This window comes from Microbispora triticiradicis, from assembly GCF_005864065.1.
Lineage (GTDB): Bacteria > Actinomycetota > Actinomycetes > Streptosporangiales > Streptosporangiaceae > Microbispora > Microbispora triticiradicis.
In genome coordinates this window covers 61,847-84,210 of record NZ_VANP01000022.1, presented here as the reverse complement: position 1 = coordinate 84,210, position 22,364 = coordinate 61,847, and the positions used below count along the sequence as shown (strand labels likewise).

The 22,364-nt window shown below is 68.5% G+C and carries 16 protein-coding genes; 13 read left to right on the top strand and 3 right to left on the bottom strand.

Features of this window, described 5'->3' with window-relative positions:
• Positions 1-15 precede the first annotated feature (15 nt).
• The 4 genes from FED44_RS33860 (at position 16) to FED44_RS33850 (ending at position 5,807) form a co-directional block, all read left to right on the top strand.
• Entirely contained in the window at positions 16-3,759 is a 3,744-nt protein-coding gene (locus tag FED44_RS33860) for a multifunctional oxoglutarate decarboxylase/oxoglutarate dehydrogenase thiamine pyrophosphate-binding subunit/dihydrolipoyllysine-residue succinyltransferase subunit (protein ID WP_138463213.1), read from the top strand.
• Between the two features lie 85 nt (positions 3,760-3,844).
• Positions 3,845-4,021, top strand: a complete 177-nt coding sequence (locus FED44_RS36175; protein WP_165900678.1) for a DUF6104 family protein — start codon at positions 3,845-3,847, stop codon at positions 4,019-4,021.
• A gap of 93 nt (positions 4,022-4,114) precedes the next feature.
• Complete coding sequence (locus FED44_RS33855; RefSeq protein ID WP_138463212.1) at positions 4,115-4,942, top strand: DUF4097 family beta strand repeat-containing protein; 828 nt, start codon at positions 4,115-4,117, stop codon at positions 4,940-4,942.
• Positions 4,943-5,015: 73 nt separating this feature from the next.
• Positions 5,016-5,807, top strand: a complete 792-nt coding sequence (locus FED44_RS33850) for a PadR family transcriptional regulator (protein WP_138463211.1) — start codon at positions 5,016-5,018, stop codon at positions 5,805-5,807.
• A gap of 39 nt (positions 5,808-5,846) precedes the next feature.
• On the opposite strand, the gene FED44_RS33845 is transcribed toward FED44_RS33850, so the two are convergent.
• Positions 5,847-6,809, bottom strand: a complete 963-nt coding sequence (locus FED44_RS33845) for a zinc-binding dehydrogenase (RefSeq protein WP_111700788.1) — start codon at positions 6,807-6,809, stop codon at positions 5,847-5,849.
• A gap of 317 nt (positions 6,810-7,126) precedes the next feature.
• Between FED44_RS33845 and FED44_RS33840 the strand changes: the two genes are divergently transcribed.
• Positions 7,127-8,251: a trypsin-like serine peptidase gene (locus tag FED44_RS33840; RefSeq protein ID WP_111700789.1), complete on the top strand. Its 1,125-nt coding sequence runs from the start codon at positions 7,127-7,129 to the stop codon at positions 8,249-8,251.
• A 187-nt stretch (positions 8,252-8,438) separates the two neighbouring features.
• On the opposite strand, the gene FED44_RS33835 is transcribed toward FED44_RS33840, so the two are convergent.
• Positions 8,439-8,894, bottom strand: coding sequence for an SSI family serine proteinase inhibitor (locus tag FED44_RS33835; protein WP_138463210.1), 456 nt, complete (start codon positions 8,892-8,894; stop codon positions 8,439-8,441).
• 208 nt (positions 8,895-9,102) lie between these two features.
• Between FED44_RS33835 and FED44_RS33830 the strand changes: the two genes are divergently transcribed.
• The 8 genes from FED44_RS33830 (at position 9,103) to FED44_RS33795 (ending at position 21,009) form a co-directional block, all read left to right on the top strand.
• Positions 9,103-10,260, top strand: coding sequence for a trypsin-like serine peptidase (locus FED44_RS33830; RefSeq protein ID WP_138463209.1), 1,158 nt, complete (start codon positions 9,103-9,105; stop codon positions 10,258-10,260).
• A 284-nt stretch (positions 10,261-10,544) separates the two neighbouring features.
• A complete protein-coding gene (locus FED44_RS33825) occupies positions 10,545-11,729 on the top strand; it encodes a trypsin-like serine peptidase (protein WP_111700792.1) in 1,185 nt (394 codons plus the stop codon).
• A gap of 474 nt (positions 11,730-12,203) precedes the next feature.
• Positions 12,204-13,430, top strand: a complete 1,227-nt coding sequence (locus FED44_RS33820) for a trypsin-like serine peptidase (protein ID WP_138463208.1) — start codon at positions 12,204-12,206, stop codon at positions 13,428-13,430.
• A 521-nt stretch (positions 13,431-13,951) separates the two neighbouring features.
• Positions 13,952-15,181 (top strand): trypsin-like serine peptidase, encoded by a 1,230-nt coding sequence (locus FED44_RS33815; protein ID WP_138463207.1) that lies wholly within the window; start codon positions 13,952-13,954, stop codon positions 15,179-15,181.
• A gap of 446 nt (positions 15,182-15,627) precedes the next feature.
• A complete protein-coding gene (locus FED44_RS33810) occupies positions 15,628-16,710 on the top strand; it encodes a trypsin-like serine peptidase (protein ID WP_138463206.1) in 1,083 nt (360 codons plus the stop codon).
• A 508-nt stretch (positions 16,711-17,218) separates the two neighbouring features.
• On the top strand, positions 17,219-18,439 hold the full coding sequence (locus tag FED44_RS33805; protein ID WP_111700796.1) for a trypsin-like serine peptidase: 1,221 nt from the start codon (positions 17,219-17,221) through the stop codon (positions 18,437-18,439).
• A gap of 167 nt (positions 18,440-18,606) precedes the next feature.
• Positions 18,607-19,719 carry a trypsin-like serine peptidase gene (locus FED44_RS33800; RefSeq protein WP_138463205.1) on the top strand — a complete coding sequence of 371 codons (1,113 nt, stop codon included), beginning with the start codon at positions 18,607-18,609 and terminating at the stop codon, positions 19,717-19,719.
• Positions 19,720-19,902: 183 nt separating this feature from the next.
• Positions 19,903-21,009 carry a trypsin-like serine peptidase gene (locus FED44_RS33795; RefSeq protein WP_111700798.1) on the top strand — a complete coding sequence of 369 codons (1,107 nt, stop codon included), beginning with the start codon at positions 19,903-19,905 and terminating at the stop codon, positions 21,007-21,009.
• A 76-nt stretch (positions 21,010-21,085) separates the two neighbouring features.
• Here FED44_RS33795 and FED44_RS33790 read toward each other — a convergent pair whose 3' ends face one another.
• On the bottom strand, positions 21,086-22,243 hold the full coding sequence (locus tag FED44_RS33790; RefSeq protein ID WP_182877746.1) for a hypothetical protein: 1,158 nt from the start codon (positions 22,241-22,243) through the stop codon (positions 21,086-21,088).
• Between the last annotated feature and the right edge of the window lie 121 nt (positions 22,244-22,364).

Here is a 22,364-nt window from a genome sequence, read left to right as displayed (position 1 = left end):
AGGGCGATTTCCGCCGTGTCGTCAGAGTCGTCGCGGACAAACCCGCTGGCAAGCTTCGGGCAAAATGAGTGGCTTGTCGACGAGTTGTACCAGAAGTATCTCGAAGATCCCGAGTCTGTGGACCAGGCCTGGTGGCACTTCTTCGCTGACTACAACGGAACGGGCAAGCCCGCTCCACCCAAGGCCGCCGGCGCCGCGAACGGCGCGACCACGACGGCGGCTCCCGAGGCTCCCGCTCCGGTGAGCCCGGCTCCGCAGACGACGCAGCCCACGCCACCGACCACGCCGCCCCAGCCTCAGGCCACAGCGCCCGCGCCGGTCAAGCAGCCTGCCCCACAGCCGGCCAAGCAGCCGGCGAAGCAGCCCTCCAAGCAGGCCGCCACCCCGGTTCCGGCCGGTGCGGCCGAGGAGAAGCTGCGCGGCGCCGCGGCGCGCACCGCCGCCAACATGGAGGCCTCGCTGGCGGTCCCGACCGCCACCAGCGTCCGCGCGGTGCCCGCCAAGCTGCTGATCGACAACCGCATCGTCATCAACAACCACCTGTCCCGCGGGCGCGGCGGCAAGATCTCCTTCACCCACCTCATCGGCTACGCGATCGTCCGGGCACTGGAGTCCATGCCCGAGATGAACCACTCGTACGCCGAGGTGGACGGCAAGCCGGTCCTGGTGAAGCCGGAGCACGTCGGGCTCGGCCTCGCCATCGACGTGCAGAAGAGCGACGGCACCCGCCAGCTCCTGGTGCCCTCGATCAAGCGGGCCGAGACGCTCGACTTCCGCCAGTTCTGGACGGCGTACGAGGAGATCGTCCGCAAGGCCCGCGGGGGCAAGCTCGGCGTGGAGGACTTCCAGGGCACCACGATCTCCCTGACGAACCCCGGCACGATCGGCACGGTCCACTCGGTGCCGCGTCTCATGCCCGGCCAGGGCACGATCATCGGCGTCGGCGCGATGGAGTACCCGGCGGAGTACCAGGGCGCCTCGGCGGAGACCCTGTCCCGCCTGGCCATCAGCAAGGTGATGACGATCACCTCGACCTACGACCACCGGATCATCCAGGGCGCCCAGTCGGGCGACTTCCTGCGCCGCATCCACCAGCTCCTGCTCGGCTCCGACGGCTTCTACGACGAGATCTTCGAGTCGCTGCGCATCCCGTACGAGCCGGTCCGCTGGGTCCAGGACATCTCGGCCACCCACGACGACGACGTGGCCAAGTCCGCCCGTGTGCTGGAGCTGATCCACGCCTACCGGGTCCGCGGCCACCTCATGGCCGACACCGACCCGCTGGAGTACCGCCAGCGCAAGCACCCCGACCTCGACATCCAGTCGCACGGCCTGACGCTGTGGGACCTGGAGCGCGAGTTCCCGACGGGCGGCTTCGGCGGGAAGCCGCTGATGAAGCTGCGCGACGTCCTCGGCGTGCTGCGCGACTCGTACTGCCGGACGGTCGGCATCGAGTACATGCACATCCAGAACCCCGAGGAGCGGGCCTGGATCCAGGCGCGGGTGGAGCGGCCGCACGCCAAGCCCGACCGCGAGGAGCAGCTGCACATCCTGCGCAGGCTCAACACCGCCGAGGCGTTCGAGACGTTCCTGCAGACCAAGTACGTCGGCCAGAAGCGGTTCTCGCTGGAGGGCGGCGAGTCGCTGATCCCGCTGCTCGACTCCGTGATCTGCTCCGCCGCCGGCGAGCGCCTCGACGAGGTCGTCATCGGCATGGCCCACCGCGGCCGGCTCAACGTGCTGGCCAACATCGTGGGCAAGTCGTACGCCCAGGTGTTCGGCGAGTTCGAGGGCAACATCGACCCGCGCAGCGCGCACGGCTCGGGCGACGTGAAGTACCACCTCGGCGCGAGCGGCGACTTCGTCGACCCCGACGGCAACAAGATCAGCACGTCGGTGGTGGCGAACCCCTCGCACCTGGAGGCCGTCGACCCCGTCCTGGAGGGCGTGGTCCGGGCCAAGCAGGACCTGCTGGAGCGCGGCGAGGAGGGCTTCACCGTCCTGCCCGTGCTCGTCCACGGCGACGCGGCGTTCGCCGGGCAGGGCGTGGTCGCCGAGACCCTGCACCTGTCCCAGCTGCGCGGCTACCGCACCGGCGGCACCGTGCACATCGTGGTCAACAACCAGGTCGGCTTCACCACCTCCCCCGCCTCCTCGCGGTCGAGCGTGTACGCGACCGACGTCGCCCGGATGATCCAGGCGCCGATCTTCCACGTGAACGGCGACGACCCCGAGGCCGTCGTACGCGTCGGGCGGCTCGCCTACGAGTACCGCCAGGCGTTCCGCAAGGACGTGGTCATCGACCTGATCTGCTACCGGCGGCGCGGCCACAACGAGACCGACAACCCGGCCTTCACCCAGCCGCTGATGTACGACCTGATCGACGCCAAGCGCTCGACCCGCAAGCTGTACACCGAGGCGCTGATCGGCCGCGGCGACATCACGGTCGAGGAGGCCGAGCAGGCCCTCCGCGACTACCAGGAGCAGCTGGAGCGGGCCTTCACCGAGACCCGGGAGGCGACCAGGCAGCCGCTCGAACCGGGCTCGGTCGTGGTCCCCGAGCCGGACGAGGTGTTCCAGTGGTCGCACGAGGACACCAAGACGGCGATCTCGGAGGAGGTCGTCAAGCGGGTCGTCGACACGCAGCTCAACCTGCCCGACGGCTTCACCGTCCACCCGCGTCTCGCGCCGGTCATCCAGCGTCGCGGCGCGATGATCGCCGAGGACTCGATCGACTGGGCGACCGGTGAGATGCTCGCGTTCGGCTCGCTGCTCATCGACGACCACCCGGTGCGGCTCGTCGGCCAGGACTCCCGCCGCGGCACCTTCGGCCAGCGCCACGCCGTGCTGGTCGACCGCGTCACCGGCGAGGAGCACACGCCGCTCAAGACGTTCAACCAGGGCACCACGAAGTTCTACGTGTACGACTCGCTGCTCAGCGAGTTCGCCGCGATGGGCTTCGAGTACGGCTACAGCGTGGTCCGCCCGGACGCCCTGGTCGCCTGGGAGGCGCAGTTCGGCGACTTCGCCAACGGCGCCCAGTCGATCATCGACGAGTTCATCTCGTCGGGCGAGCAGAAGTGGGGCCAGCGTTCCTCGGTCGTGCTGCTGCTGCCGCACGGCTACGAGGGCCAGGGCCCGGACCACTCCTCCGCCCGCATCGAGCGTTACCTGCAGATGTGCGCGCAGGACAACATGACGGTGGCGCAGCCGAGCACCCCGGCGAACTACTTCCACCTGCTGCGCTGGCAGGTGCTGTCGGAGCGGCGCAAGCCCCTCATCGTGTTCACGCCCAAGTCGCTGCTGCGGCTCAAGGCGGCGGCCTCGGCCACGTCGGAGTTCACCTCCGGTGCCTTCCGCCCGGTCATCGGCGACGCGACGGTCGACCCGGCGGAGGTCCGGAAGGTCGTGGTCTGTTCCGGCAGGATCTACTACGACCTGCTCGCCCGGCGCGAGAAGGACGGCAGGAAGGACGTGGCGCTCGTCCGGCTCGAACGCATCTACCCCTTCCCGGAGAACCCGCTCAAGGCCGAGCTGTCCCGCTACGGCGCCGACGCGGAGCTGCTCTGGGCACAGGACGAGCCGGTCAACATGGGCCCGTGGCCGTACCTGGCGCTGAAGCTGACGGAACGGCCCGACCTGCTCGGCGGCCGCGCCCTCCGCAGGGTCTCGCGTACGCCGAACTCGTCGCCGGCCGTCGGCTCCCACTCCAAGCACGACGCGGAGCTGCGCGGCATGCTCGACGAGATCTTCGGCTGACCGGCGATCCCGCAGGATTGAGGAGGTCCCCCGCGACGCGTGGGGGACCTCTCCTCATGATCAGGTAATTGCACTGGAGCGAGGCATGTACTTCACCGACAAGGGGATCGAGGAGCTCGTCGAGCGGCGCGGCGAGGAGGAGGTCGGCATCACCTGGCTGGCCGAGCGGCTGCGCGAGTTCGTGGATCTCAATCCCGAGTTCGAGGTGCCCGTGGAGCGGCTGGCCACCTGGCTCGCGCGCCTGGACGACGACGAGGACTGAGAGCGCCGGGCCGAACGCGATACATCTTGACTTTCCACAGACGCGATATATCGTGTTTGTGGACGGCAGGACTTCGCGTGGAAGGGCTTGGCGATGCCCCAATGGACGATCGACTCCCCCGGGCAGCTCACGTTCGGCAAGGTGACCGCGCTGAACGTGCGGATCGTGGCCGGCCGGCTGGCCGTGCTGGCCAGCGACGGCCCGCCCACCCTGGAGGTGACGGAGGTGGAGGGGGCGCCGCTGCTGGTGACCCATGACGAGGCGGACGGCCGCCTGACGGTCACGTACAAGGACCTGACATGGGACGGCATCCTCGGGTGGTTACGCCCGGGCTCCCGGCGGACCACCTTGACGCTCACCGTGCCGAGCAGCTGCCCGGTGCAGGCCGGGGTCGTCTCGGCCTCCGCCCTGGTGACCGGCATGGAGGGGACCACCGGCGTGAAGAGCGTCTCGGGGGAGATCGTCCTCGACGGCGTCAGCGGCGAGGTGCAGGCCGAGACGGTGTCGGGTTCGGTGGAGAGCCGGGGCATGGCCGGCGACCTGTCGTTCGGCAGCGTGTCCGGTGAGCTGACCGTCGCCGGGGGCAGGCCGCGGCGGCTGCGCGCGAACACGGTGTCCGGCCGGATCACCGCCGACCTGGAGCTCGCGCCCACCGGTCACGTCACGATGCACAGCGTGTCCGGTCCCGTCGTCGTACGGCTCCCGCGCTCCGTGGACGCCGACGTGACCGTCCGCTCGACCTCCGGCAGGGTCGAGTCGGCGTTCCCCGGGCTGGAGTCCACCGCGATGCCCGGCGTCCGTTCGCTCGGCGGCCGGTTGGGCGGAGGCATGGCCTCGCTCTCCGCGACCACCATGTCGGGCGACGTCACCCTGCTGAGCGGCCCCCCCACCGGCCGCCGGGAAGAGGAGGAGAAGGCATGAGTGAGCGAAGCGAGCGAATCGACAGGCACAGCGTCTGGCGCATGCCACTCCGAGCCGAAGGCGAGGAGGTGGCATGAGTCCCGTTTTCGGGCATGGGCGGCTGCGGCTGTACCTGCTGAAGCTGCTGGAGGAGAGCCCGCGGCACGGATACGAGGTCATCCGGCTGCTGCAGGATCGCTTCCTCGGCGTCTACTCCCCCTCCCCCGGCACGATCTATCCCCGGCTGGCCCGCCTGGAGGACGAGGGCCTGGTCACCCATGAGGTCGTGGACGGCAAGAAGGTCTTCACGCTGACCGACAAGGGACGGGCCGAGCTGGCCGACCGGATGGACGAGCTGGCCGATCTGGAGCAGGAGATCACCGCCTCGGTCCAGGACATCGCCCGGGAGGTGAAGGAGGACGTGCGGCAGACGGTGCGGTCCCTGCGCGACGAGCTCACCCAGATGGCCCGGGACATCGGCGACGACGGCCGGGAGCTGGGCCGGACCCAGAAGGAGGAGTGGCAGCGGCACCGCGACCAGGCCAGGGAGGAGTGGCGCAGGCAGAAGGAGGAGTGGCGCCGCCACAAGCACGAGTGGCAGGAGGAGCGCGACCGCTGGCAGCAGGAGTGGCGCCGCGTCTGGGAGGAGACCTGGGGGTTCGGCGGGAGCCGGCACGAGGGCGCCCCCCGCAGCGGCCCCGACCCCGCCCTCAGTCGGATGCTGGCGGACTTCGTCACCGACCTCCACCGTTCTCTCGCCGAGTCCCCCGCAGAGACTTCCGGAAGGGCTTCCGGGGAGGGCACACCGCGTGAGGAGGCGCTGGCGGAGTGCCGGGCCGCTCTCGACGAGGCCGCGGAGCGGATCCGCCGCGCCATGCGCTCCTGACCGCTCCCACCGGGATCGGGGCCGCGGTCAGGACCGCCGTCAGAGTGTGAAGACCACCTTGCCGAAGACGTCGCCCCGGTGCACGGCCGCGAAGCCCTCCTCCGCCTCGGTGAGCGGCAGCACCCGGTCGATCACCGGCCGTACGCCCGTCTGCTCGAGGAAGACCGCGAGCCGCGCGAGCTGCTCGCGCGTCCCCATGGTCGACCCGATGATCGACTTCTGCAGGAAGTAGACCTGCACGAGTTGCGTCGCGGCGACCATCCCGCTCGTCGCGCCGCAGGTGACGATCCGGCCACCGGGGCGTAGGGAGTTGAGCGAGTGCTTCCAGGTGGCCTCGCCGACCGTCTCCATGACGGCGTCGACCCGCTCGGGCAGGCGGGCGTTCGTCTCGAAGACCTGGTCGGCGCCGAGGCCGAGGGCCCGCTCCCGCTTGTGCTCCGACCGGCTCGTCGCCCAGACCCGGTATCCGGCGGCCCGGCCGAGCGCGATCAGCGCGGTCGCCACGCCGCCGCCGGCGCCCTGGACGAGGATGGTGGAGCCCGGCTCCAGCCCGGCCTTGTCGAACAGCATGCGGTACGCCGTCAGCCAGGCCGTGGGCAGGCAGGCGGCCTCCTCGAAGGAGAGCGCGGCGGGCTTGGGCACCAGGTTGCGCCGGGGCACCACGACCTTCTCGGCGAACGTGCCGTCGTACTTCTCCGACAGCAGCGAGCGGGCCGGGTCGAGGGTCTCGTCGCCGTTCACCGGCGTGCCGATCACGGCGTGGACGACGACCTCCTCGCCGTCCTCGTCCACCCCCGCGGCGTCGCAGCCGAGGACGATCGGCAGCCGGTCCTGACTGATACCCACCCCCCGGAGCGTCCACAGGTCGTGGTGGTTGAGCGAGGCGGCCCGGACCGTGACAGTGGTCCAGCCGTCCGGTACGGCGGGCTCGGGGTGCTCACCCAGCGTCAGGCCCTTCAGCGGGTCGTCCGGATCGGTCTGCGTGGCGGTGACGGCGAACATGCCAGCACACTACCGCGCGCGCCGGGTCTGTCCGTTTTGATAATCGAGGACATTACCGGGACCAGAGCGCCGGAAATCAATCAAGACCGGTCAAGAATGGTTGTGAACCCTTCGTCCGGTAAGACGACGCACCCCTTCGCACCCTCTCTGAGCTGCGCAGATGCGAACCATAACCAGCCGCTATCGATAACAGATAGGGCAATCTGCTGATTGTTCTGGTTATAAGCACGGCAGCCGGTCGGATCCGGTCGTTAATCTTCGGAGCGTTTTCCTGCTGAATGGGACGCACCCTCATCCGTCCCAGGGAAAGGAGCTTCATGATCCCCCGAGCACGACGCCTGACCATCCCCCTCACCGGCGCGCTCGTCGCGGCCGGCGTGGTCGGCGTGATCGGCGTCACCCAACCGGCGGCCTCGGCGCAGACCGGCCCCGGCGACGTGACCGTCAAGGCGGCGCCCCAGACGCCCGCCCAGGCGGTCTCCTTCTGGTCGCCGCAACGGCTGCGGGCGGCCAAGGACTACAGCGAGGAACTCGGCAACTCCGTCAAGGGCTTCGGCAAGGTCAGCAAGACCACCCCGGACGGCAAGCCGGGCACGGTCCCGCCGATCGGCGCGGAGAAGACCAAGGCGGGCGTGTCCCGGCAGGTCAACCTGCCGAACACGGTCGGCCGGGTGTTCTTCACGCTGCCCGGCCAGAATCCGCTCGACCCCCGGAGCTGGAAGTACTGCTCCGGCACGTCCGTTCAGGGCAGGTACCGCAACGTGGTCGCCACCTCGGCGCACTGCGTCTACGACCCGGTGTCGAACCAGTTCTACGACAACTGGATCTTCATCCCCTCCTACTGGGACGGCAACCAGGTGTGGGAGGGCAAGGCGCCGTACGGCATCTATCCCGCCAAGTGGTTCCAGGCGCACGACGACTTCGTGGTCAAGGAGGACTACGACTACGACTACGCGTTCGTGAACGTGTCGTCGGGCTTCCGGCTGACCCCGAAGAAGGTCGGCTCGGCCACGCAGTACACCACCACCCCGGCCGGCCGCCTGGGCGACAACGTGGGCGGCCAGGGCTTCACCTGGAACCGCAGCACGAAGGTCAAGGTGTTCTCGTTCGGCTACCCGGCGGGGCCGCACCCGGACGGCGACCGGCCGTTCACCGGGCGGACGATGAAGTGGTGCTACGGCCAGACGACTCCCATGCCGGCCGCGTTGAAGTACAACATCCAGGAGCACATCGGGTTCAAGTGCGGCATGACCGCCGGCGCGAGCGGCGGCCCGTGGCTCCTCGACTACAGGAGCAGAACGCGCAAGGGCTACCTGAACGGCATCAACAGCGTCGCCTGGGACAGCGACGGCAACGACCGGTACGACCGGATCTCCTCGCCGTACTTCAACAGCGAGACCTACGACGTCTACGCGGCGGCCGCCAACCGGTGGACGCAGTGACGCGGGCGGCCTGACCGCACGGCCATTCGGTCAGGCGCGAACGTCCAGGTGGACGGGGGCCCGGCGGGCGACCGCCGGGCCCTTCGCATGTCTCCGTTCGCATGTCTCCGTGCGTGCCGCGCCGAAGGAGGCTTACGTCCCGCCTACGCCGGATGCGGTGGAATGCCGGAAGCGTCGGACGTCCACATCAGAACTCGGCCAGCGCACCGGTGACCGACCGCATCTCGCAGTCGTTGCCGAAGGTGTGCCGGAGCTGGAAGTACTTCCCGTCCCAGATACCGCTGGCGGTGACCGTCACAGGTGAGTAGAGCATCGTGCAGGGCCCCGTGCCGGGCCGCTTCAGCACCGCCGGATCGAGGACCGCTCTTCTCAGCCGCGCGCACGCCTCGGCCGCGTGGGGATGCGAACCCCCCACCGGGGAGCAGTTCAGGAAGGCCGAGCGGGCCGGCGGATCCGCCTGCGCGCCGTTCGCCACGGTCAGGATCGCCACGCGTACGCGGGCGGCCGGGGACGGGGGAGCCTGTGCCCCGATTTTCAGTGACGGCGGCGCGGGCAGGCCCCTCACCTGGTCAGACGCCGACGCGTGGCCGGACGGGCCGGCGGCCAGGGCCGCACCGGCCAGCAGGACAAGCAGTGTTCTCATTCGATCCCCCGTTTCCGCTGGTGCCAGCGTTCCCGTGGGGGGGTCTCCGAGCAAGCGCACACTCCGCGCCACAAGGAAATCTGACGTACCACAGACCGCATCGGTTCCGCGGGTTTCATAACGAGCTGGGCAAGAAGGTGTGCCTGAACCGTGTGGATCTGGAAAAATCACCCCTTACTATCCATATCTCCCATCTGAGGGGTCCACGGTGACCAGGAAGCTCGCACTCGCCGGTGGCGTCGCCGCCGCCGCGGGCCTGGCCGCCGTGCTCTGGAGCCAGGGACCGGCGACACCCGCGACGGCCTCGCCCCAACTCGCCGCGGCCCCGGTCTCCGTCGTGAGCGGCCTCGGCAGGAGTGTGGCCGGCGACAGCGGGGTCAGCAGGGACGGCGTCAGCAGCTTCGCCCTCGCGCCGAAGCAGGCCGACAAGGAGCGGGTGGCGGCGTACTGGAGCCCTGATCGGCTCAAGCAGGCGAGCAGTTACGTGCCGAGCACCAAGCCGTCGCCGTCGGTGAAGAGCACCACCTCCGCGCTGGAGATGCTCCCCACGGCGGCGAGCCGGGGCGCGACGCCGCCCCGGCGGGCGGCCGCATCGGCCCCCGGCGACGCCCCTCCCATGGTGGGCAAGGTCTTCTTCAAGGTGGGCGACAAGCAGTACTGGTGCTCCGCCTCCGCGGTCCACTCGGCCCACCGCAACCTCGTCGCCACCGCCGGACACTGCGCGTACGCGCTGGCCCAGGACAAGCCGGTGGAGAACTGGATCTTCATCCCGTCCTACCACGACGGCGTGGCCCCCAAGGGGATCTTCGTCGGCCACACGCTCTACATGCACGAGGACTTCGCCGGGCAGGGCGACTTCGACCGCGACTACGCCTTCGTGACCGTGCACCGGGGCTTCACCTGGCAGCCGTACACGCAGCAGGGCAGGTTCCGGTATCGGGCGGTGGACGTCGGGCGCCTGGAGGACAAGGTCGGCGCCTTCCTGTTCACCTCCGCCAAGCCGCTCGCCCGGCGCGTCAGCGCCTTCGGCTATCCCGCGGGGGCCCACCCCGACGGCACCCGCCCGTACGACGGCCAGACGGTGCGGACCTGCTCCGGCACGACGGAGAAGAAGATCGTCAGCGCGCCGACCTGGCAACTGGAGCACGGAGTGCGCCTGCCCGGCTGCACATTCACCGCGGGCGCGAGCGGCGGCCCCTGGGTCGTCGGCTACAACCCCGCCAAGCGGACCGGCCACCTGACCGGGGTCACCAGCCTGACCTGGAACCTCAGCGGTGGCGGGCGTCTCGACGCGGTCTCCACGCCGTACTTCAACACGCTCACCCGGCGGGTGTACGCGCAGGCGGGCCGGCAGGGCACCGGCTGACTCCGGCCCCGGGATCGCGAATGTGATTTAGCTCACACCACGACGCGCCTGGTAGTCGCGCTGCGTACCGGCCTTTACACGCACCGCTCTCGATCAGACCTGCGCCGATGCCGAGTTGTGATCGATCACTTGACAGCGCTTGTTGAAGATAACCGTCAAGTAACGGGCGATGTCACACGGAAAGCACCTAAAACAGGGGTTAAGAGCGCAGGTACTGTCTTTACTAGCCCTTTACACACGGGTGGGACGCATGAGGCGTCCCACACGACAGCACCTGGAGTTTCATGAACACCCGAGTCAGGCGCCTGATCCTCCCCATCGGAGGCATCGCCGCCGCCGGCCTCGTCGGGGCCACCCTGGCAGTGCCGGCTCAGGCCGCTCCCGACACGGCCTCGGACACCCTGGCCGCGAGCGGAGTCGCCGCGAAGAACATCGTCGCCTACTGGCTGACCGAGAAGGCCGCCAACCTGGTCAACGCCACCCCGTACGGGTACGAGACCCAGGTCCCCGCCAAGCACATCTCCAAGGGCGGGCCGTCCGCGGACAGCAAGCCGGGCACCGTCGCCCCCACCGGCGGCGGCACCAAGGCCAGCGGCGCTTCCAAGAACGTGAACCTGCCGCGTACCACCGGCAAGGTCTTCTTCGTCGGCGCCGACCACAGGCCGCACTGGTGCACCGCCACCTCGCTGCAGTCGAAGTACCACAACGTGGTCGCCACCGCCGGCCACTGCGTGTACGACACCGAGTCGAACAAGGCCACCATGAAGTACTGGGTCTTCGTGCCCGGTTACTACCAGGGCAAGGCTCCGTGGGGCATCTACGTCGGCAAGACGGCCTACACCCACTACGACTTCGACGTGTACGAGGACGGCGACCGCGACTACGCGTTCGTGACCGTCTACAACGGCATCAAGGCCGGCCGCGGCGGCGACCTGCGCAACGTCGCCGAGTGGAACTGGAAGCAGGTCGACAAGAAGGAGTACAACAAGTACGACCGCTTCATCCGCAAGGCCAAGGGCGGCAAGTACTACGTGGTGAAGTTCACCGACGCCGGCCGCCTCGGCGACAACGTCGGCGGCCAGGGCTTCGCCTACAACCAGAAGATCGGCAAGTACGTCTACGTCTTCGGCTACCCGAGCGGGTCGCACCCGGACGGCAACCACGCCTTCTCCGGCCAGACCCTCAAGTGGTCGTACGGCAAGACCTTCGCCGCCAAGGCCCCGGCCGTGAAGGCCGAGGAGCTCCAGGGCGTGAAGTCGTCCTTCACCGGTGAGGGCTCCTCGGGCTCCGCGTGGCTGCTCAACTACTCGAGCAGCCGTCGCCTGGGCTACCTGAATGGCGTCACCAGCGGTGTCTCCGACACCGACGGCAACGACCGGATCGACACCAGCGTCTCCCCGTACTTCGACGGCGAGACCTACGGCGTCTACAAGGCCGCCGCCAACGTCTGGTCCGGCTCCATCGCCTGATCCGCCTGATCGCCGCACGCGGCGACACCCCCCCATGGAAGGCCCGGCTGTCCTCAGCCGGGCCTTCCGGCGTACCGACGGAAATTCTGCGACGGGGGCGTAAACCCGGAGACGCGGAAGCGCGACGCCGCCCGATGCGAAGACCCAGGTCAGGCGGCGTCGATACGCCCCGTTCCACTCATATGCTGTGATTTGCGTCACACCGCGAAGCGGCCGTCGACGTCACGCCCTTCCACAGGATTCGGTCAGAAAACTCCCAGGGAACTCCCAGGCTGCGGAAACGATCGGTGAGACGGGTCGACAGAAAGGTTTTCACTCCGTCAGTCAGGTCACGCGAAGATCTCGGCGCGCGGTGGGCCCCGAGGCCCTTCCTGTTCGCCTGTTCCGGTCCAAATCGGGGCTGTAAGGTCTGGCCATCCCTCTTCTGACGGATGGGACGCAAGAGGCGTCTCACGACAGACCAAGGAGTTCCCCATGAAGCGCACTCTGGCTTTCGGTGGCCTCGTCGCCACCGCCGGCCTCCTGGCCGCGGGCCTCGCCGCCCCGGCTCAGGCCACCCCGCAGGACGTCGCCAGCGACGCACTCGCCACCAACGGCATCGCGGCTTGGTCCACGGCCGCGTACTGGTTCAACAACGCGTACGCGAACCTGGTCAACGCGACGCCGTACGACGTCGAGACCAAGGTCGTCGCCAAGCACATCTCCAAGGGTGGGCCGGCGGCGGACAGCAAGCCCGGTGTGGTTCCGGCGATCGGCGACGAGAAGAAGACGGTCGCCAAGTCGAAGAACGTGAACCTGCCCAAGACCACGGGCAAGGTGTTCTTCAACGGCTCCGACGGCAGGCCGCACTGGTGCACCGCCACCTCCGTGCAGTCGGCGTACCACAACATGGTCGCGACCGCCGGACACTGTGTCTACGACACCGAGTCCAACGCGGCCACGCTGAACAACTGGGTCTTCGTCCCGGGTTACTACCAGGGCAAGACCCCGTGGGGCATCTACGTGGGTAAGACCGCTTACACGCACTACGACTACGACGTGTACGAGGACGGCGACCGCGACTACGCGTTCGTCACCGTGTACAACGGCCTCAAGATGCCGCACGACGGCGTGATCGCTCCCTTCGGTCCGGCCAACCCCGGTGCTTGGAAGGAGGTCTCCAAGGAGACCTTCAACAAGTTCCCGGCGTGGTACCGCACCTCCGGCTTCTGCCACCAGAGCAACGGCCACTACTACGTGTGGGCGTTCGTGGACGCGGGTCGCCTCGGCGACAACGTCGGCGGGCAGGGCCTGGCCTACAACCAGAAGATCGGCCAGCCGGTCTTCGTGTTCGGCTACCCGAGCGGCAAGCACCCCGACGGCAACCAGGCCTTCACCGGCAAGACCCTCAAGTGGACCTACGGCAAGACCTTCGCCGCGACCGCTCCGTCGGTCAAGGCCGAGGAGCTGCAGGCCGTCAAGTCCTCCTTCACCGGCGAGGGCGCGCTCGGCTCGTCCTGGCTGCTGAAGTACAACAACGGCCGTCGTCTCGGCTACCTGAACGGCGTGACCATCGGCGTCTCCGACACCGACGGCAACGACCGGTACGACACCTCCGTCTCCCCGTACTTCGACGGCGAGACCTACGGCGTCTACAGCGCGGCCAAGAACAACTGGTCCGGCTCCATCGCGGTGCCTTTCGAGAACCCGCTGAACCACTGATCCCAGCGGTTCAGGCTTGACGAAGAGCCCGGCCTCCGGCCGGGCTCTTTCGTTTTCTCCCAATACGCGACGACGGTCTTATTCTCTGGCCGGGAGAAGTAAACCGAGAGAGGGTCCTGCGCGACGTGGCCGGAAACGTGCCTTTCCCCGTTCGCGGTGTCGCGCCATCATTCGGCCACCCTGGGTGAGGCCCGGGCGCGTTAGACGGATGAGCCGCCCGACCAGTGCCATCACAGTGGTGTGATTCGCGTCACAGCCATTCCTGACGCCCCACCGCAGGGATTTCCACGACCGCCGGTGAAGATCCGGAAAGGAAGATTCTCTAGCTGCGGCAATGGGCCGCCCGGAACGATCCATCCCCCATGGCGGCAACGTCACGAATTGGTCACAAGCGGGCGGAGCCGGATTAGACGTCAAAAGCCGCCATACGCCCGCAAGATCTGCGCTGTATGGTTCTGCCTATCCCTTTACTGACGCATGGGACGCATGAGGCGTTCCACGACAGACCAAGGAGTTCCCTCATGAAGCGCACTCTCGCCTTCGGTGGCCTCGTCGCCACCGCCGGCCTCCTGGCCGCGGGTCTTGCCGCCCCGGCTCAGGCCGCCAACGACGTCGCCAGCGCCCCGCTGGCCGCCACCGGCATCCAGGCCAAGAGCATCGCCGCCTTCTGGTTCAGCGAGCACATGGCCAACCTGATCAACGCCACGCCGTACAACGTCGAGACCAAGGTCGTCGCCAAGCACATCTCCAAGGGTGGGCCGGCGGCCGACAGCAAGCCGGGTGTCGTGCCGGCGATCGGCGACGAGAAGAAGTCGACGTCCAAGTCGAAGAACGTGAACCTGCCCAAGACCACGGGCAAGGTGTTCTTCATCGGCGCCGACCACCGCCCCCACTGGTGCACGGCCACCTCGGTGCAGGCCGCGTACCACAACCTGGTCGCGACCGCCGGGCACTGTGTCTACGACACCGCGTCCAACGCCGCCACCATGAAGCGCTGGGTCTTCATCCCGGGTTACTACCAGGGCAAGACCCCGTGGGGCATCTACGTCGGCAAGACCGCCTACACGCACTACGACTACGACGTGTACGAGGACGGCGACCGCGACTACGCGTTCGTCACCGTGTACAACGGCATCAAGTTCCCGCCGAACGGCGTCGCCGAGGCGTGGGACATCGTCAAGAAGGCCGTTCGTACCGGCGACTGGACCGAGGTCGAGAAGTACGTCGGCTTCAAGGAGGTCGACAAGGCCACCTACGACGCCTACGTCAAGGAAGGCCAGCTTCCCGCCTACACCCACAACGGCAAGTACTACGTGCTGAAGTTCGCTGACGCCGGTCGCCTCGGTGACAACGTGGGTGGTCAGGGTCTGGCCTACAACCAGAAGATCGGCCAGCCGGTCTTCGTGTTCGGCTACCCGAGCGGCAAGCACCCCGACGGCAACCAGGCCTTCACCGGCAAGACCCTCAAGTGGACCTACGGCAAGACCTTCGCCGCGACCGCTCCGTCGGTCAAGGCGGAGGAGCTGCAGGGCGTGAAGTCCTCCTTCACCGGTGAGGGCTCGCTGGGTTCGGCGTGGCTGCTCAAGTACAACAACGGCCGTCGTCTCGGCTACCTGAACGGCGTGACCATCGGCGTCTCCGACACCGACGGCAACGACCGTTACGACACCTCCGTCTCCCCGTACTTCGACGGCGAGACCTACGGCGTCTACAGCGCGGCCAAGAACAACTGGTCCGGCTCGATCGCCTAACTCTCTTCGAGAGCGCAAGCGGTCACCCGTCAGGGGTCCAAACCCTGACACGGTCCACCCGAAGGGCCCGGCTTCCGAGCCGGGCCCTTTCGGCGTCTCCGGGCGCCCGAAGACGGGGATCGGGGCGTGTTTAGACGGTTCGGCCGCCGATTCCGCTCCCTCCGGTCACTGTGATTTGGCTCACACAGACGAGAGCCGCACCCTTCCCGCGCCCCCTCACAGCGAGGACTCAGCCTTCCGCTCCACCTGCGCACTCGGCTCCGTTTCGGCTACCCCAAACCGGAGCCGAATCCGATAACGGAACGGTAACGCGCCGACGGCTCCTCTCCGAGGTACCGCGAACGCTTTCTGTCGTGAAGATCTGCCCGGTATGTTCCTTGGCGATCCCTTTACTGACGCATGGGACGCATGAGGCGTCTCACGACAGAGCAAGGAGCACACCCTCAATGAAGCGCACCCTGGCTTTCGGTGGCCTCGTCGCCACCGCCGGCCTCCTCGCCGCCGGTCTCGCCGCCCCCGCCCAGGCGGCCGGCAGGACCTGGGCCAACGACAACCTGGCCTCCACGAACTCGGCCGCCCTCCAGGTCATCAAGTACTGGCGGGGCGAGCGGGCGTCGAACTTCGAGAACGCCACGCCGTACGCCGTCGAGACCAAGGTCGCCGCCAAGCACGTCTCCAAGGGCGGGCCGTCCGCGGACAGCAAGCCCGGCGTCGTGCCGGCCATCGGTGACGAGAAGAAGTCGAGCAGCACCTCGAAGAACGTGAACCTGCCCAAGACCACGGGCAAGGTGTTCTTCCGCGGCGCCGACGGCAGGCCGCACTGGTGCTCGGCCACCTCCGTGCAGTCGACCTACCACAACCTGGTCGCGACCGCGGGTCACTGCGTGTACGACACCGTGTCCAACAAGGCCACGATGGACTACTGGGTGTTCGTCCCGGGTTACTACCAGGGCAAGACCCCGTGGGGCATCTACGTCGGCAAGACGGCCTACACCCACTACGACTACGACGTGTACGAGGACGGCGACCGCGACTACGCGTTCGTCACCGTGTACAACGGCGTGCTCCCGTCGTGGGAGAAGCGCCGGCTCGTCATCAAGGACGTCGGCCGTCTCGGCGACAACGTGGGCGGGCAGGGCCTGGCCTACAACCAGAAGATCGGCAGCTCGGTCTACGTCTTCGGTTACCCGAGCGGGTCGCACCCGGACGGCAACCACGCCTTCTCCGGCAAGACCCTCAAGTGGTCGTACGGCAAGACCTTCGCCGCGACTGCTCCGGCCATCAAGGCCGAGGAGCTCCAGGGCGTGAAGTCCTCCTTCACCGGTGAGGGCTCGCTCGGCTCGGCGTGGCTGCTGCAGTACAAGAGCGCCCGTCGTCTCGGCTACCTGAACGGCGTGACCATCGGCGTCTCCGACACCGACGGCAACGACCGGTACGACACCTCCGTCTCCCCGTACTTCGACGGCGAGACCTACGGCGTCTACAACGCGGCCAAGAACAACTGGTCCGGCAAGATCACCGCGCAGTAGTCCTCACGCGAGTCCCACTCGCGCGGACGACCGCACGACCGCGGGCCGGTGGTGAACCCACCGGCCCGCACCCGTACCACCCTCGTCCGGCCGGCGGAGAACCCCTCGGCGGCGAGCGAACAGGTTCCATCCCACCCGGAGCCCCGGCCGTACTACGCCGGGGCTCGGGGCGTTCAAGGGGCCCCTTAGACGCGCCGCGGGCCGATCCGGTGGCATTCGTTTCATGTGATTCGCGTCACACCGCCGTTTTTGTGGACCGAAACAAACGTCCCAGGCGCCCCTTGCTCCCCACGCTCGCACTTGACCGACCATCTGGGCAAATGTCTGCCTAGGTCGTAAAAAAGCACTCCTTGGCGTGAAGATTACGGATTGATCTCGCCGCTCCGGCGGCCTGCGACGGCACGGGAACCGCTACCGCATCTCAAGATCGTCCCTGTATGGTCCAGCCATCCCTTCACTGACGGATGGGGCGCATGAGGCGTCTCACGCCAGACCAAGGAGTTTCCCCATGAAGCGCACTCTTGCTTTCGGTGGCCTCGTGGCCACCGCCGGCCTGCTCGCCGCCGGTCTCGTCACCCCCGCCCAGGCGGCCGGCGACGTCGCCAGTGACCCGCTGGCGTCGACCGGCATCCAGGCCAAGAACATCGCCGCCTTCTGGCTGGCGGAGAACGCGGCCAACCTGATCGCCGCCACGCCGTACAACGTCGAGACCAAGGTCGCCGCCAAGCACCTCTCCAAGGGTGGCCCCGCGGCCGACAGCAAGCCCGGCATCGTCCCGGCGATCGGCGACGAGAAGAAGACCGCCGCCAAGTCGAAGAACGTGAACCTCCCCAAGACCACCGGCAAGGTGTTCTTCGCGGACGGGTTCAAGAACGTCGGCACGCGGCAGAACCCCAAGGTCGTCGCGGTCAACCCGCACTGGTGCACCGCGACCTCGGTGCAGTCGTCGTACCACAACCTGGTCGCCACCGCTGGCCACTGCGTCTACGACACGGTGTCCAACAAGGCGACGCTGAACTACTGGGTCTTCATCCCGGGTTACTACCAGGGCAAGACCCCGTGGGGCGTGTACGTCGGCAAGACGGCCTACACCCACTACGACTACGACGTCTACGAGGACGGCGACCGCGACTACGCGTTCGTCACCGTCTACAACGGCCTCAAGGTCAACGGTGGCACGGCGGACCGCTCGGCCCCCGTGAACCGCACCGAGGTTCCGAAGGCGACCTGGGACGCCTACGCCAAGAACTACCCGTTCCTGCTGGCGGGGACCGAGGGCGGCAAGTACTACGTCTGGAAGTTCGTCGACGCGGGTCGCCTCGGCGACAACGTCGGCGGGCAGGGCCTGGCCTACAACCAGAAGATCGGCCAGCCGGTCTTCGTGTTCGGCTACCCGAGCGGCTCGCACCCGGACGGCAACCACGCCTTCTCCGGCAACACCCTCAAGTGGAGCTACGGCAAGACCTTCCCCGCGACCGCTCCGGCGATCAAGGCGGAGGAGCTGCAGGGCGTCAAGTCCTCCTTCACCGGCGAGGGCTCGCTCGGCTCGGCGTGGCTGCTCAAGTACAACAACGGCCGTCGTCTCGGCTACCTGAACGGCGTGACCATCGGCGTCTCCGACACCGACGGCAACGACCGGTACGACACCTCCGTCTCCCCGTACTTCGACGGCGAGACCTACGGCGTCTACAGCGCGGCCAAGAACAACTGGTCCGGCTCGATCGCCTGAGTGCGTACGCGCTCTGACCGATCCGCTTGACACGCAGGGCCCGGCTCCGGCTGGGCCCTGTTCCTTTTTTTCGCGGTTGTTTCCGACGTGAGGCCTATGCGCTGTATGTTCCTTCGCATCGCGTCGACGAGTGCCGCGCGGGAGACGTTCCACGGCAAGGAGATCGGGTGAAGCGCATCCTCGCCCCGCTGTCAGGGGCGGTGGCGACGTCCGCGTTGCTCGCCGCGGTCGTGCCCGCGCCCGCGCGGGCATACGACATCACGGTGACGAGCCCGCTGGTTCCCCAGGCGGAGGTCTCCTCCGCACTCGCCTACTGGCTCGGGCAGGGCGCGCGTGCGCTCACCGTCGCGACGCCCTATCTCCTGCCGGCGACGATCGCCGCCACCCGCGCACCGCGCGGCGACGCGGAGCCCGGCGGCGACCGGGGCGTGGTGCCCGCCGTCGCCGGGGCCAGGCGGGTGCCCGGCACCGCGCGGAACGTCAACCTGCCGAGAACCGCGGGCAGGGTCTTCTTCGTCGGCGCCGACCACCGCCCGCACTGGTGCGCGGGCACCTCGGTCCAGGCCGACCACCGCAACCTCGTCGCGACCGCCGGCCACTGCGTGTACGAGCCCGTACGGCGAGGCTCGGGGGCGGCCCGGACCTACCGCTACTGGGTCTTCGTGCCCGGTTTCGCCCGGGGTTCGGCGCCCCTCGGCATCTATCCCGGAAAACAGGCCTTCGCCCACCAGGACTTCACCCGCTACGGCGACCTCGACCGCGACTACGCCTTCGTCGGCGTCCACGACGGCGTGCTGCCCCGGCGGGTCGCGCTTTCCGGCGCCGCGCGGTACGCCGCGTTCACCGGTCCGAAGTACCGCACGCGTACGGGTTACACCGGCGTGCTGCTGACCCGCGCGGGCCGCCTCGGCGACAAGGTGGGCGAGCAGGGCCTGGCCTACAACCTCCCGGTCGGTGGATCCCTCGCCGTCTTCGGCTATCCCGTCGGGCGTTCCGCCGGCCCCGCACCCACCGGCTTGAGCCGATCGTACGGAAGACCGTTTCGCGTCTGGGACCTGACCCAAAAGGCGGACGAACTGGTGGCCGTACGCGCGCCCTTCGTGTCCGCCGGCGGATCGCCGTGGCTGGCCGCCTACCGGGGCGGGCGCGGGCTCGGCTACCTCAACGGCCTGACCATCGGCACGTCCGGCCAGTCCATCGCCCTTTCGCCCTATTTCGACGGCGAGTTGTTCCACGTGTACGACGCCGCCCGGCACGAGCGCGTCACTTCTCCGGCCTGAGGGCGTTTCGACCGGTGACCGGCCGCGAAACATACCGCACACAAAACGTGCTTAATTCCGGACACGTCTTCTTATCTACGACTTATGGCAACAAGCTCCTGTGCTGTAAGTTCCTTGACATCCCTTTACTGACGCATGGGGCGTAAGTGACGTCCCACGTACAGCGCGAGGAGCGACCCCCCTATGAAGAAGCACGTGCTTCTCCCGATCGGCGCCATCGCCGCCGCGGGACTTGCGGCAACGGCCCTGACCGCTCCGGCCCAGGCCGGCCGGGTCCTGACCAGCACCAAGCTGGCCGGCCCCGCCCAGGCCGGCTCGACCGTCAAGTTCTGGCTCGACGGCGGCGGCTCGAAGCTCAAGGCGGCCGACCCGTACGGCATGGAGCACAACACGGTTCCCAAGCACGTTTCCAAGGGAGCCCCCGCCGCCGACGGCAAGCCGGGCATCGTGCCGGCGATCGGCGACGAGAAGAAGACCACCGCGAAGTCCAAGAACGTCAACCTGCCGAAGACCGTCGGCCGGGTCTTCTTCTCCATCGGCAGTGGCCTCTACTCCTGCTCCGCCTCCTCGGTGCAGTCCGCGTACCACAACCTCGTCGCCACGGCCGGGCACTGCGTCTACGACATCGAGAGCAACCACCAGGTCGTCGACAACTGGGTGTTCATCCCGGGTTACTACGACGGCAAGGCCCCGTGGGGCGTGTACGTCGGCAAGCAGGCGTTCACGCACTACGACTTCGACGTGTACGAGGACGCCGACCGGGACTACTCGTTCGTCACCGTCTACAGCGGTATCGGCTGGGACTACCAGAAGAACGTGTACAAGGACCTCGGACCGCTGGGCAACAACGTCGGCGGCCAGGGCCTCGCCTACAACCAGAAGGTCGGCGCGCCGGTCTTCGTGTTCGGCTACCCCGCGGCGCCGCACGGAGACGGCAACTACGTCTGGACCGGCGAGAAGCTCAAGTGGTGCTACGGCAAGCCGTACTTCCCGGTCAAGGAGGCCTCGGTCAAGGCCGAGGAGCAGGTGGGCCTCAAGTGCTCGATGACCGGCGGCTCGTCCGGCGGCCCCTGGATCCTCAAGTACAGCAGCGCCCGCCGTCTCGGCTACATCAACGGTGTGACCAGCCTCGGCGGGGACACCGACGACAACGGCCGTAGCGACATGATCAGCTCTCCGTACTTCGACGGCGAGACCTACGGCGTCTACAAGGCGGCCTACTCGCTGTGGTCCGGCTCGCTGGTCCGCAAGGACGGCACGCTCGGCATCACCGAGGCCAAGTCCGAGTGACGCCCGCCTCCGGTGGGGTCCGGTCCCTCGCGGCCGGCCCCACCGTGGGCACCCGTCCGGTCAGGGCCCGGCGGCGTCACACGCCGACCGCCGCCCTGCCCGCACGTCGGCCGCGCTCCAGCAGCGCGGCCACCCGCGGATCCGCGGCGTACGGCGCCAGTCGCCGGCGCAGGTCCGCGACGTAGGTCCGGGTGCGGGCCGACTGGATGCCCTCGGCCACGTCGAGCGCCGAGGACGCGACCTGGCACGCCTCCTCCAGTTCGCCCTCCTGGATCAGGGCCGAGGCGAGCAGCGCGAGGTTGAACATCCTCCCCCGCACATACCGCCCGTCCATCACCAGCGACCGCCTGGCCTGCCGTACGGCTCCTCCGCCGTCGCCGAGGTCGCGCAGGCAGTGGGCCGACTTCGCGGCCAGGTAGGCCTCGTCGAAGTAGCCGATCCAGCGGGGCTCGCTCTGCGGAGAGCGCCGGTCGAAGGCGATCTCGGCCTCGTGCAGCGCGTTCCCGCACCCCGCCCGGTCCCCCAGCAGCGCGAGGGCGTGCGCCTCCAGCACACGCGTCTCGGCGAGCAGGGTGAGGACCCCCGAGCGCCGGGCCGCCTCGACCCCCGCCCTGGCCAGTTCCAGCCCGTGCCGGGCGTGCCCGATGTAGACGGCCTGGTGGCTCATCCCGGCCAGGATCTCGCCGCTCAGCGCATGGTCGCCCGCGCCCCGCGCCAGGCCGAGCGCCTGGATGAGGTAGCGCTGGGCGAGCCCGTGCTGTTCGAGGTCGTAGGCCATCCACCCGGCGAGCCGGGTCAGCTCGGCCGCCGCGGTCGCGAGCGACCGCCCGGTGACCTCGCCGTACGCGCCCTCGCGCAGCAGCGGCGTCACGGCGGTGTGCAGGTAGCGCACGACCGGCCCGCGCACGCTGCCGCCGCCGAACCGGTTGTCCAGCTCCCCGAAGGATCGGGTGACCTCCCGGATCGCGGCCACGTCCGAGGCCCCGACCCGGCGCGGCCCGGCCGCGGCGAGCCGCGTCGCGTCCGGTGCCGCCAGCCAGTGAGCGAGTCCCGCCGAGCCCGCTCCCAGGGCGAAGGTGGAGTCGAGCAGGAACCTGCGCCGCTCGACGTCGGCCCTCCACAGTGCTGTCACGCTTGCCACACCCTCCTCCCACGAATGGGGGAACCGCTGTCCCACGCCGAGGCCGCCGAGCCGTCGGGTCAGGCCCTTGATGCGGTCGAGGTCACGTCGCATCGCTCTTCCAACCGGGACAGGCATCAGCCGATGAGGTTACGGAGAGCTCTCTTTATAGCACCTACCGTGACGAGGTAAAGGGATTCCCAAGTGCCCGGTGGAGAAAAAAGGGCCGGACGCC